This window comes from Nocardia alni (assembly GCF_019038435.1).
Classification (GTDB): Bacteria; Actinomycetota; Actinomycetes; order Mycobacteriales; family Mycobacteriaceae; genus Nocardia; species Nocardia alni.
The window spans coordinates 1-12,791 of record NZ_JAGPOX010000211.1; the positions used below are offsets into that span (position 1 = coordinate 1).

General features: G+C 67.2%; 11 protein-coding genes. 5 read left to right on the plus strand and 6 right to left on the minus strand.

Features of this window, described 5'->3' with window-relative positions; translation table 11 throughout:
• The 3 genes from JZ791_RS41215 to JZ791_RS41225 form a co-directional block, all read right to left on the minus strand.
• Positions 1 to 894, minus strand: an 894-nt coding sequence (locus tag JZ791_RS41215; protein WP_216902942.1) for an MFS transporter, incomplete at its 3' end; no start/stop codon positions are given.
• 520 nt (positions 895 to 1,414) lie between these two features.
• On the minus strand, positions 1,415 to 2,701 hold the full coding sequence (locus tag JZ791_RS41220; RefSeq protein ID WP_216902944.1) for an MFS transporter: 1,287 nt from the start codon (positions 2,699 to 2,701) through the stop codon (positions 1,415 to 1,417).
• Between the two features lie 483 nt (positions 2,702 to 3,184).
• A complete protein-coding gene (locus JZ791_RS41225; RefSeq protein ID WP_216902946.1) occupies positions 3,185 to 3,442 on the minus strand; it encodes a GNAT family N-acetyltransferase in 258 nt (85 codons plus the stop codon).
• 438 nt (positions 3,443 to 3,880) lie between these two features.
• On the opposite strand from JZ791_RS41225, the gene JZ791_RS41230 reads away from it, so the two are divergent.
• Both JZ791_RS41230 and JZ791_RS41235 read left to right on the plus strand, forming a co-directional pair.
• Positions 3,881 to 4,852: a COX15/CtaA family protein gene (locus JZ791_RS41230; RefSeq protein ID WP_216902960.1), complete on the plus strand. Its 972-nt coding sequence runs from the start codon at positions 3,881 to 3,883 to the stop codon at positions 4,850 to 4,852.
• 323 nt (positions 4,853 to 5,175) lie between these two features.
• Positions 5,176 to 5,400: an FmdB family zinc ribbon protein gene (locus JZ791_RS41235; protein ID WP_216902948.1), complete on the plus strand. Its 225-nt coding sequence runs from the start codon at positions 5,176 to 5,178 to the stop codon at positions 5,398 to 5,400.
• Positions 5,401 to 5,647: 247 nt separating this feature from the next.
• Here JZ791_RS41235 and JZ791_RS41240 read toward each other — a convergent pair whose 3' ends face one another.
• Positions 5,648 to 6,529, minus strand: a complete 882-nt coding sequence (locus tag JZ791_RS41240; protein ID WP_216902950.1) for a class I SAM-dependent methyltransferase — start codon at positions 6,527 to 6,529, stop codon at positions 5,648 to 5,650.
• A 991-nt stretch (positions 6,530 to 7,520) separates the two neighbouring features.
• Positions 7,521 to 7,865: a hypothetical protein gene (locus JZ791_RS41245; protein WP_216902952.1), complete on the minus strand. Its 345-nt coding sequence runs from the start codon at positions 7,863 to 7,865 to the stop codon at positions 7,521 to 7,523.
• 95 nt (positions 7,866 to 7,960) lie between these two features.
• Here JZ791_RS41245 and JZ791_RS41250 point away from each other — a divergent pair, with 95 nt between their 5' ends.
• Positions 7,961 to 8,923, plus strand: coding sequence for a quinone oxidoreductase family protein (locus JZ791_RS41250; RefSeq protein ID WP_216902954.1), 963 nt, complete (start codon positions 7,961 to 7,963; stop codon positions 8,921 to 8,923).
• Positions 8,924 to 9,135: 212 nt separating this feature from the next.
• Here the strand turns inward: JZ791_RS41250 and JZ791_RS41255 are convergent, their stop codons facing one another.
• Positions 9,136 to 9,795, minus strand: a complete 660-nt coding sequence (locus tag JZ791_RS41255; protein ID WP_308163437.1) for a TetR/AcrR family transcriptional regulator — start codon at positions 9,793 to 9,795, stop codon at positions 9,136 to 9,138.
• 238 nt (positions 9,796 to 10,033) lie between these two features.
• Between JZ791_RS41255 and JZ791_RS41260 the strand changes: the two genes are divergently transcribed.
• Positions 10,034 to 11,722 carry an FAD-dependent monooxygenase gene (locus JZ791_RS41260; protein WP_216902956.1) on the plus strand — a complete coding sequence of 563 codons (1,689 nt, stop codon included), beginning with the start codon at positions 10,034 to 10,036 and terminating at the stop codon, positions 11,720 to 11,722.
• 394 nt (positions 11,723 to 12,116) lie between these two features.
• On the plus strand, positions 12,117 to 12,791 hold a 675-nt coding region (locus tag JZ791_RS41265), incomplete at its 3' end, for a hypothetical protein (RefSeq protein ID WP_216902958.1).

Sequence of the window (12,791 nt, forward strand, 5' to 3'; positions counted from 1 at the left end):
CTCCCCAGGACCCGCAGCCAGTGACCCCGCATCCCGCGATCCCACAGCGTCGGCCCCCTCCCCAGGATCCGCAACCAACGATCCCGAAGCCTCGAGCCTCACCCCGATACCCGCAGCCAGCACCTCACGGTCGCGCGATCCCACAGCATTGGGCTCCACCTCAGTGCTCGCGGTCAGCGGCCCAGCATCGCGCGATCGCGGAGCGTCAGATCCCGAAGTACGCAGTCCTGCACCCTCTTCCGCCGCGACCGCCTCACTCAAGGTCTCCGGCAGCCCGCTGCGCACCACCATGAATCCCAGCGACAGCACCGCCGCGACGCCGAAAGGCACCCGCCAGTACCCCGCCGCCACGGCCTCCCTGCCGACACCCGCCACCAGGGCAGCGACGATCAGGTTCGCGCACACCGTCCCCAGACCGTAGAAGATCGAGTACACGCTGGTCCCCAGGATCCGGCGGCGCGGCGGCGCGGACTCGTACATATACGCCTGCGCGATCGCCTGCTCCCCACCGAACGAGAATCCCAGCAGCAGCCGCCACACCAGCAACAGCACCGGCGCGGCAACACCGACCGTCTCGCGCCCGGGAGTCAGTGTCATCGCGAGCGTCGCCACACCAGCGATCACGATCGACACCACCAGCGCCGGCCGCCTCCCCCGCCGATCCGCCAACCGCCCCAACACCAGCGCACCAACCGGTCGAATAACAAACCCCAGCGCGAACACCCCAAGGCTGTACACGACCGAATGCCGCAACGACCCACCGAAGAAGTGTCGCGAGAAGTACGTCACCAACAGCGCATACAGCGACCATTCATAAGCTTCCAACGCGGCCCCGACCCCCGAGGCGGTCAAACGAACGGCCAGCCGATTGCGCGCACTAACAAATGTACTCATGAGCGCAGCAACCTTAACACCGTTCAAGTTGTACCACGGCCTGCGCATTCACCTCCACAGCATCAGGCGGCGAGCCACGCACCCACCGCGATCCGCCACCTTCCCCTCCCTGTGCGATCAGCCGATACGACAGCCAACACAACAACCACCGCACCACTCCAGAACCTGCACGGCTCCAACCGAAGCCTGAGCACCGCCACACGACCGCCAACCGCCGACCTCCTTTCCATGCGCCGCAGGGTCGTGCGACAGCCAGCAGACACTGCCGCTCCACTCGCGTACCTTCTGGATCCAGAGCCGAAGCGATCCGGAGCCGGACTTGCGGCGACCGCCGCAGTCCGCCACTCCCCGATCAGAGCGGCACGCCACCGACAGCCCGCCGGCCTGACAACTCAGATGACCGGTCCCGAACCGAACCATTGCCACACCGCTCGCGTAAACCGCGCAACCCCAACAGGATTGCCGTCGCCAAGCTGCCGACAACCGCAGCCCGGCGACGGCAATCCCCATCCCAGCGGAATCAGGGCTGCACGGCCGCCGGAAGCACCACGCCCGCAGCGCTTTCCGAGATTCCCGGCAGGTTCGCCGATTCCTCGCCGCGTCGGCCGACCAACTGCAGCGTCCCGACCGTGATGAGCAGCAGCAGTGCTACATAGCTACCGATCAGGACAGTATGGTCGGCGGTGAGCTGTTTGAGGATCGGGATCGTGCCGCCGAACAGCATCGTGATGAGCGTGTACGGAATGCCCTCGGCAGCCACCCGGTATCGGCCCGGAACCAGACCTGCCAGCACCGAGGGCATCATCGCCAGCAGCGGTGCGAGCAGCAGGTCCGCGAGCAGGATCACCACCCAGAAGCCCAGGATCCCGCCGTGCTCGAGGCCGTACTGCAGCGGCACCACGGCGATCGCCATCGCCAGGGCGGCCGCACACATCAGGAAGCGGCAGCCGACGCGGTCGCCCAGGCGGCCGAACAGCGGCACCGCAATGGTGACCAACAACGCCCCGGACATGGTCGCCATCAGTACCGACGCGTCGTCCAGTTGCAGCACGCTGATCGCGTAGGTGGTGGTCAGCCCGCCCCACAGGTAGAGCGCGGCCGTCGCGCCGATGGTAACCCCTGCCACCGCGAGCATCGGCAGCGCCAGCCGGCGCCGCTCGGCCCACCAGGAGTATGCGTCGTTGCGATGTGCCTGGAACTGCCCGGATTCGGCCAGCCCACCGCGCAGCGCCGCGAACAGGAACGATCCGAAAGCGCCGATCAGGAACGGAATCCGCCAGTACCCGGCCGTCATCCCGTCCGAGCCGACAGACCAAATCAGCCCCAGCACAAGAAGATTGGCGAATATACCGCCGACTCCCGCCGCCGCGGGCAGCCAGCTTCCGCCCGCACCGTGACGCCCGGGCGGGGTCATCTCGTAAACATAACTATGTCCGAGCGGGGCCTCGCCGCCGAAGAAGAACCCCAGCAGTGCGCGCCAGATCACCACCAGCACCGGCGCGGCGGCGAACGTCGCCACGGACGGCGTCAGCGCCATGCCCAATGCCGCAACCCCCGCCCCCGCCAAGCACACCAGCATCGCGGGTTTGCGCCCACGCACGTCGGCGAAGCGGCCCAGGATCAGCCCGCCGAACGGCCGAGTCACGAATCCGACCGCGAAGACCGCGAAACCGGACACCAGCGACCGCTGCAGATCCGGCCCGAAGAAGTTCGGCCCGAAATAGCTCAGCAGCAGCGGATACATCCCCCAGTCGTAAGCTTCCAACCCGAACCCGGCGCATACCGCGATTACCCGGATCTTCGACATCGCCCACCTTCCTGTGTCTGTTGAACAAGAAGACCTGTGTTGCGGATGAGGAAAACCGTGCGAATCCCGCGCTGTTCCGGCACACCGCTGGGTCGGAACAGCGCGAGATTCGCACACGAGAAGCACTGCACCGCCCTCGTCATGACAGACGGGCACTGCACCCCGGCAACTGCCGGAGCGGGATGGCGATTCGGTAGCCCAGGTTGCTGGGTGTAGCGGCAGCGATCAGTTCACTAGATATTCGCTGTGATCCTCACGGTAGCGAAACCTCTTGGGGCGACACGCCGTAACGCATAAAACTCGTCGGCGCGCCATTTTCAATTCGGTCAAATCGGGAACAAACCGACTGGACGGTGTGATTATTAATGCCCTGCTCAACGTCGATGCACTCACGAGAAACCGGCCAATCGGGACTACTCACACATCGGTCCGCAGCCGAGTCAACGGAAAATGCTGCCAGTTTGCACCCGGTAGTCTGTCGGATCAGCCCCTCGGTCCCTCGGTGTCGATCCAGTAACGCCGCGCCGGACCGAGCCGGGTGTCCCGGATCCCCTCGAGCACACCGCCGTTGCGCTCGAGGGTTCTGGCCGAGACGATATTGCCGGCCGCGCAGACGACCAGCACCCGGTCGATACCGAGTTTCCGTGCCTCATCGAGGATCTCACCCACCGCCCAGGTGGCCAGACCACGCCGACGCGCCGAGAACCGGACGCCGTACCCGATATGGCCGGACCACTCCACGCCTCACCGAACCCGTGTCGCAGGGCGATACCCCCGAGCACCCGACCCTCCTCGACGATCCACCGGTATGTACACCCGGGGTCTCCAACCAGCCGCGCCACCCAAGCCGCGAAACCGGCGGTCGATCCGATCTCGTCGGACAACCGCAACCCGAAACCGTCCTCGTGGGCGCCCGGCCCCCACTCGTGGTGCGCGTCGAGCCAGGCGGCGTGCAAGCGCACACCTCGCGCCTGTGCGATCGATCGATCATGTCCGAATCGTTCTACTTCGGGCACGCAGCGGTCCACGGGACTGTGCGTCAGCGACAAACCGCGCCACCCCCTCGCCCACCGCGATATGGACGTCCCAGCGCGCCACGCCAACGACAATCTGTAGTAGCCCGGTGCCAATGCGCGGACTACGCCGGACTACCATCGCTACGTGCTGTCACGCGCCTTCATGCGACTGGTCGATCTGCTGCCGCTGCCCTCGCTGCGGGTGCAGCGAATCGTCGCGTTCCTGGTGGTGTTATCGCAGGCCGGGATCTCGGTGACCGGTGCGGTGGTACGGGTCACCTCGTCCGGGCTGGGCTGCCCGACATGGCCGCGATGCTTCCCCGGCAGCTTCACGCCGACTCGCCATGCGGCCGTGCCGTTCTGGCATCAGGCCATCGAATTCTCCAACCGCATGCTGACGTTCGCTGTGGTGTTGTGCGCCGCGCTGATCGTGCTGGCCGTGCTGCGGGCGCGGCGGCGGAGCGAGATCGTCACATACGCCTGGTTGATGCCCGGCGGCACCGTGTTGCAGGCCGTCATCGGCGGGATCACCGTGCGGACCGGGTTGCTGTGGTGGACCGTCTCGATCCACCTGCTGGTCTCGATGCTGATGGTCTGGTTGTCGGTCCTGCTGTTCGTCAAGGTCGGCGAGCCGGACGACGGCGTACCCGCGCCACGCGTCCCCGCCCCGCTGCGCTGGCTGACCGTCGTGAGTGCGGTGGCCTTGACGGCGGTCCTGATCGCGGGCACCTTCGTCACCGGCGCGGGGCCGCACGCGGGCGACCAGAGCGCGGACAAGCCCGTCAAGCGCCTCCAGATCGAGATCGTCAGCCTGGTACACGCGCACGCCGAAATGGTCGTCGCCTACCTGGCCCTGATCATCGGCCTCGGTTTCGGTCTTGCCGCCGTCGGCATGACCCGTCCCCTGCGCAACCGCCTCACCGTGCTGCTGATCCTGGTCTGCGCCCAGGGCTTGGTCGGCATCGTGCAGTACTTCACCCACGTCCCCGCCGCCCTGGTCGCCGTCCACGTCGGCGGCGCGGCCGCCTGCACCGCAGCCACCGCCGCCCTCTGGTCCGCCATGCGCACCCGCGAACACCTCACCGCCGGCACCACCCGCATCGCCCACGCCGTACAGGCCGCCGATCCGGCCTGAGACTGCGCCTGATTTCGGCCCACACCTGTCTACGCACCCTCTCCAGCCATCGATAATTGCCCGAACTCAGCTGCGCGCCGAGGTGAATCTTCCGGCGTCAACGTGGGCCTATACCCCGAGAAGACTGGGTGCCGCCAGGGCTCCCGAGGCTACCGGTGACACGCCGCCCGGCCTTCTTCACGGCGCAGATGGATCACCGCGAGGGCATCGCCGAGGGGTTCACAATCCCGGGACACCCACACGATTTCCGATATCGACCCGCCTTACTTCGCGCTCGGACAGGCACCTGGCCATCCAGCGAGGCCATCGAGGATAATTTCGCCATGCCCACCTACGCGTACCGCTGCCGGGAATGCACCGACACCTTCGAGCTGCAACGGCCGATGAGTCAATCGAGTGCGCCCGCGGTCTGCCCCGACGGTCATGCAGACACTGTCAAACTCCTGACCACCATCGCATTGACCGGCGCCACAGGAGGGTCCGGCGCCACAGGAGGATCGGCCCCCGCGCCGAGCGGAGGTTGCTGCGGCGGCGGATGCTGCGCCTAGAGGCCTACTGACATCCATGGCGCACCACGGAAATCGCACACAACGGCAGCTCTGAAGCCACCGAGCACCTCAGAAAACCCAGCGGTCACCTCCCGCTAACGAACGCCGACCCTCTCGAACATCCATGGCGCACCACAGGAATCGCGTACTTCCTGCCGCTCTTGAGTCGCCGAACACCTCGGGCCCCGGTGTCCACCTCGGCCACCGCAACCCGGCGGCCCCGACTATCCGCCGAGCTTGTCCCCGACTATCCGCCGAGCTTGTCCGCGACGACCGCGTAGCCCAGCCCGTAGAAGCGGGACTGACGGGCCGGGATCGACAAGTCGCGGGAAGTGGCGAACAGGTCGACGTTCGAGGTGACCGTCAGGCCGTGGGCGGCGAGCAGGGAGCGCATCTGCTCCGGGGACCAGGCCGAAACATGGCGTTCGTTCTCCAGCGGATCCTTTGCACCGGTGAGCCTGCTGTACACCTGCATGCCCCGGCGCCCCAGGGCCGCAAGGCGATTGGGCATCGGGTAGGTGGCGATCAGGCGGCTGCCCTCTGCCGAGCGCTCGGCTACGGCGAGGAGGGTGGCCTCGGCCTCGGCGTGGGTCAGATACGGCAGGACGCCCTCCCAGATCCAGGTGGTCGGCGATGCCTGATCGTGCCCGGCCGCCGCCAGGGCGGGACCTAGTTCGTCCCGGCCGAAATCCACCGGTACATAGGTGAGCGACTTGCACACCGGCTCCAGGCTGTCTACCCGCTGACGCTTATCCTGTTGCGAAGCAGGGTGATCCACCTCGAAGACCACCGCCCCGGACAGCTCGGACATCCGCCAGGCGCGCGCGTCCAGCCCCGCCCCCAGCACCACCAGTTGCGGATTGCCCGCCGACCGCACGGCCTCGTCGATGACGACCGTTCGGGTCACCAGGACCGCCGAGGTGGCGTTGAGCATCTCGTAGTGCATCCGCTCGCGCCACTGCCGTGGGGCGCTGCCGGATCGCGCCCGTTCAACGGCCTGTCGTTCCTCCCCCTGAAGTAGTTGCGCCGCAACGGGATCGCTGAACCGCCCGACCCCGACTCGTCCATCCCCGACCGCGCGACCCTGGCATACCAGGACCGCTGTCCGACTCGCCTGTTCTTCGATCACGTCTTGAACCAATCATCGAAGGAATAGAATGCTCCCGCCCGCGCCGGCCGACCGCCCTGCGGTGACGCGATGCGGCCACTGTAAACGTTCGGTCCGACAACTCCCGCCCGTGGCACCGCCCACCCGTGGAGGGTGCACACAGCCCGCACGCAGCGCCACCGTGGATCCACCTCACACGGTGGCGTTGGGCCCGATCCATTGGTCGGACAACCGGTCGACCCCACTGGTCGCGAGTTGCGCGCCCAGTTAGCCGTCGACCTCCGCGGCCAGCACCGGATCGTTCTTTCGTAGCAAGAAGACCTTGCCGGACGAGTCGAACGGCTGCCCCGGGTGCAGCACCCGCAAATTCCGGGTGCCGACGCACCCGATAGCGCCCCTCCACCGAATCGGTGACGAATACATCGGCGCGGCCCCGCGCGACCTGATCGACGATCGTCAGGCGCCCGACAGCCGCCGAGCCGTGCAGACATTACGGGGCTCACCGAATCCGGGAAGAATCATCACCGAATGCAATCAGGCAGTCGATGCACATCACCCCTGATCTCGCGCCGCCAAAACCTGTCCGGCGGCGCAGGAATCAGATGAATCGGCCCTGAGCACGTCGAATGCCTTCCCCCAGAGGCGATATGCCGTCATACAGTTCGGCGCGGACTGCATTCTTGCATGCGACGCAACACTGCGGACTGCGCAATTGTGGAGGCAGTTCGGACTGGGCCATTACTCTGGCAGCACGGCGTCGAACCGAGGACGAGCACTACCGCGATGAGAACCTCGAAGATGCGTGGGGCACGAACCCACTGACCGCATATCGATCCGGCAAAGTAGGCGACCCGTCCATCACGCTTCTGTCTTCGTGCCGAAGTCGTCAGTGATTATCCCGACGCGGAGCCGGAGCGAATGCTGTCACAAAGTCCTCGCCGCCGGCGCTGCGTACGGGCACATGGCCGACCGCGCTCCAAATCCGTCCGCAGGCGGCGCGCCCGGAGTCCGCTCAGCGCTCGTTGCGCGCGGCGGGGAATCTGTGCTGCCCGGCGACCCAGCCCGCCATCTTCGCCCAATGTCCCTTGGCGGGAGTGGCGATCGAGGTCAGTTCACGGTCCCAGTGTTCGGTCTCGGTCAAACCATCGACACGCTCGACCGCCGCCTTGGCTTCGGCCAGGTCGCTCACGACCCGGTCGCCCAAGACGCCGTCCTTGCCGACCAGGGTGATCCGCACCCCGATCCGGCCGATCGGCTGGAGCACCGCGGTGGCCGAACCACCATGGTCGGCAACGAACTTCTTCACCGACTCGACGACGCTGGACGACGGTGTGGCAGGAGCCTCGGGAGCACTCATGCGGCGAGTTTACCGCCCAGTAGGTTGATGGTCGTCCACCGCCCACCGGCGCGATTGCGGGAATAGGGCAGCAACCAGCGGTGTAGAACCGTCACATGCATGCCATTCAGGTTTCCGAGCACGGCGGTCCCGAGGTCCTGCGTTACGTCGAGGTGCCCGATCCGCAGATCGGCCCTGGTCAGCTGCTGGTCGATACCGAAGCGATCGGCGTGAACTTCCGTGACACCTATGAACGCTCGGGCGTCTACCAGCGGGAGGTGCCGCATATCCCGGGCGGTGAGGGCACCGGAGTGGTGACCGAGGTCGGGCCCGAGGTGAGCGACTTCAAGGTCGGCGACCGGGTGGTCTGGCTGAGCTCGGGCAACTACGCGGAGAAGGTCGCCGTCGACGCCGCGAACGCGATTCCCGTCCCGGCCGGTGTCGAACCGCCCGTGGCGGCATCCGTGCTGGTCCAGGGCATGACAGCGCATTACCTCGTCGAATCGATCTACAAGCCGGAACCCGGTGAGAGCGTGCTCGTGCACGCGGGCGCGGGCGGTGTGGGACTGATCCTGACCCAGCTCGCCGCCGCACGCGGCGTCCGCGTGATCACCACGGTGTCGACCGACGAAAAGGAAGCCCTCTCGCGCGAAGCGGGTGCGGCCGAGGTGCTGCGCTATGGCGACGACCTGGCCGAACAGGTCCGCGACCTCACCGACGGCGTCGGTGTGGCGGCCGTTTACGACGGCGTCGGCAAGGACACCTTCGACGCCAGTCTGGATTCCTTGCGGGTGCGCGGCATGCTCGCCCTGTTCGGCGGCGCCAGCGGCCAGGTGCCGCCGTTCGACCTGCAGCGCCTCAACCAGGGCGGCGGCCTGTTCGTCACCCGCCCCACGCTCGGCCACTACACCCGCGACCGCGCCGAACTGCTGTGGCGCGCAGGCGATATCCTCGACGCCATCGCGACGGGCACCTTGCACATCCGCATCGGCGCGACCTATCTCCTCGCCGAGGCCGAGCGCGCACACCGAGATCTGGAGGGCCGCAAGACAACCGGCTCCATCGTGCTGCTGCCCTGAATCGCGGAGGACCATCCTGTCCGTCGCGCCGTGACGGACCGGCATGTCGCATAGGCTCCGCGCCGGATTCCGGCCGCATCCGGGCGCTTTTCGAGGCGATACGGCATGGACGAGGAGTTCAGTCCGGCCTCCCGCTGCATTTTGTCCACCCGATCGTCCGGTTTCCGACAAATCCGAGCACAAAATGCAGCGGGAGGCCGGTTCTCCTAGGCTCAGAGGTCCCTTCCCGTGAGGCCACGGTAGATAAACCTGCTCAAACCCGCGATGGCCTCGTCGTCGGTCAGTTCGACCACCCCCTCCTCCACCGCCTCCAACAACCCCTGCACAGCCAGGAACATCATCGCCAGACTGGCCTCGGGAGTGCTGGGCAAGGACAGTCCCGCCGCCGGGAAACCATCGAGGTGGTCGGCCACCTCGTTGCGCTGGTCAGCTCCGAAACGGCTTGACACTCTGGCGAATTCGTCGTCCACCAGGGCAGCCTGACGCACCGCGCGCAGCACCGGCCAGTGCCGCCGAGCGAACTGCCAGAAGCTCTCGACATGGAACCGGACCGCCGCCGGATCGGTGAAGTCCGGACTGTGCGCCTGCTGCTCGGCGGCCGAATCACCGTCCTGCGCAAAATCTTCCATCAACGCTTGGAGCAACTGCTCCTTGCTCGAGAAGTGGTTGTAGAACGACCCCGCCGCACGCCCGGCCGCCGCGGTGATGTCGGTGATCTTCGTATTCAGGTAGCCGCGCTCGGCGAACAACCGTCGCGCCGCGTCCTTGAGCGCCTGTTCGGTCTCCGCCGCCCGCGCCGCACGTCCGCCGGTCACACTCGCCGAGCCACCACCGACCGCGCGACCGCCGGCGCCCGCCGCCGAGTCACTCACCGCTACGCCTCACCGGGCGCTCGGCGCGACACAGGCTGCGCCGACCATTCGTGCCGGACACGACTCGCTCCTGCGTGGCGCGTGCCATGTCGATGGTTCGCAGCGCTCCACTCATGCCACCACCTCCTTGACAGCGGACCCTATCAACCTCAATACTGAATCCATCTTCACTGAATCAGTGTTCACCGAATTGCGATTCAGTCTACCTCGCAACACACGTTCGCCCCAGGAGACCCGCATGTCATCTCGAGAACTCACCACCGGCACATCGGCGCCCACCGCACCGCGGGTACTCATCGCCGGAGCCGGACCCACCGGCCTTACCCTCGCCATCGACCTGGCCCGCCGCGGCGTAGCCCTGCGCATCGTCGACCGCGCCGACACCCATTTCGCGGGCTCCCGCGGCGACGGCATCCAGCCGCGCACACTCGAGATATTCGACGATCTCGGGGTATTCGACGCGATCCATGCCGCCGGCCGGCCGCAGGCGCTCATGCGGGTGCACCTGGACGGAAACCTGGTCACCGAGCGCCGGATGAGCGACCCCACCGAACCGACGCCCGCTGTGCCCTACCCGAACCCGTGGGTGCTCGGCCAGTCCGATACCGAGGCGATCCTGCGCGAACGCCTGGCCGACTTCGGTGTCCGAGTCGAATTGTCCACGGCCCTGGACACATTCACCCAGGACGACGACGGCGTCACCGCGGTCCTCGCCGGTCCGCACGGCCACGAGACGGTGCACGTGGACTATCTCGTCGGCGCCGACGGCGGTCGCAGCACCGTCCGCAAGACCCTCGGCATCCCGTTCGAGGGCAGTACCGACGAATCCATCCGCATGCTGCTCGGCGACCTCCCCGCCCCCGCGCTCGACCACGACTACGGCTACTGGTTCGCCAGAGTGGGCGAACCGATGACCGGCATCGCCCTGACCCCGCTCCCCGGCCGCGACCTGTTCCAGTTCGCCGCGCCGCTGGTCCAGGACACCGAGCCCACCCGCGACGTCCTACAGGAACTGTTCGACCGGCTCTCGGGCCGCACCGACATCGTCCTGGGCGAACCGGTGTGGTCGACGGTCTGGCGCCCGAATATCCGCCTGGCGCAACGCTTCCGAGTTGGCCGGGTGCTGCTGGCCGGTGACGCCGCGCACGCGCACCCGCCGACGGGCGGGCAGGGCATGAACACCGGCATCGGGGACGGCTACAACCTGGGTTGGAAGCTCGCGGCCGCACTGTCCGGCGATACCGCGCCCCTGGACACCTACGAGCCCGAACGCCGCGGTGTCGCCGCCCGCGTCCTGGGCCTGAGCGCGGACCTCCTGGACAAGCACCTCTCCGGCGACGAGGACGCGATGCACCGCGGCGAGGAAACCCACCAACTCTCCCTCACCTACCGCACCCCCGAGTCGACCGGCGCGCTGATCGCCGGTGACCGCGCACCCGACGCCCCCCTGCTCCGCTCCGACGGAGCCCAAATGCGTTTGTTCGACCTTTTCCGCGGGCCGCACGCCACGTTGCTGCACTTCGGCACGCCTATCACCGAGACCTCGGACGACGCCCTCGTATCTGCGGGCCACAGAGCGTCATCCCACCCGGCGAACAGTGCCGCACATGAGGTCGCCATTTCCGGCGACCGCCATCCGGTTCACGATGACACTCTCGTCTCCGCAAGCCACAGCACCGATCAGTCGACGTCATCCAGCCAAGCGAATATCACCGCACACCAGGCGACCACCCCCGGCAGCCTGCGGCCGAGTCACGACAACGCCGTTCCGGTCCGGGAATTCACGATAGCCGCTCCCGGCAGCACGCCCCACTACGACCAACTGCTCGACGTCGACGGCCACGCTTACGCCGCCTACGCAGCAGCCGCAGGAACCCAGGTCCTCGTGCGACCCGACGGATACCTGGCCGCCCGCATCGACGAATGACCCGCACACGGCTTATCGGAAGCGGCGAAACCGGCGTATTCGCCACCACCGACGAGCCAACTCGGACGCAGCGTCGAACTACACAGTCGAACTGGCGTCATGGTTGTCCCGAATTCGATCGAGAGTCAGGTTCAGCGCCGGCGCCATGGCACCGGATCGTTTTCATGGCTGCGCATAGTTCCATCTCGAAGGATCGTTTGAACATACCGCCCAGTCTCCGGAACGGGATTCGGGTCGATCCGCCGAATCCCGCCCCGGCCGGTGGGCAATTCGATCGATCCCGCATCATCTGTGCTGGCGCGCAGGACGATTCGACCGGATCCCGTACCCTCTAGGTGTTCGGCTAACCGCTCGCGCGGTCGGCAGATGAGGCATCGGGTAGGGGTTGATCAGGATGTTGGTGAAGGTCCGGGGTGACGACCCGTCCCGGCTGTCCAGTACCGAGCGCACGGTGCTGAACTGGCTCAAATCGTGGAACGGTGCGCAGGCCGGGATCGCCGTGTTCGAACCCCAGGGTTCGGGTGTGATCGTGTGGATGCCCGCGACCTGCGTGCTGATCGTGATCAAGGGCTTCACCGAGCGAGTCACCGGCACACTCGTGTGCTCCGACACCGAGCCGTGGACGATCGACGGCCAAGTCGCCCCGCTCGAGGGAGCGCAGAGCGGCATCGAGCCCATGGACGAGATCGACACCCGCACCGCCGAACTCGAGCAGCTGCTACGGGCCGCACCCGGTCGCGAGGCGGTCGGGGTGATGGGGATCGTCCTGATCATCCCGCAACTGGGCACCCGAATCACCCTGGAAAAGGGTCCGCTGCCGGCCCGAATCGACGTGATCGTCGGCGACGGCCCGGCCTCGCTGCGCTCCTACCTCACCCGGATCGCGGGCGAGGATCCGTCCCGGGCGGACTCCTGGGACGCCGCGCGGGTCGGACAGGCCCTCGGCGCGCTCGGATTCGCCGCCGCCGCAACCTACGGCGAACTCATCGCCGAAGGTTTCCCGGCCCCGGACCCGGATCGCAGCCCGGCCCCGGCGCCACCGAGCAGCACCGGCCCGGCGCCGACACCC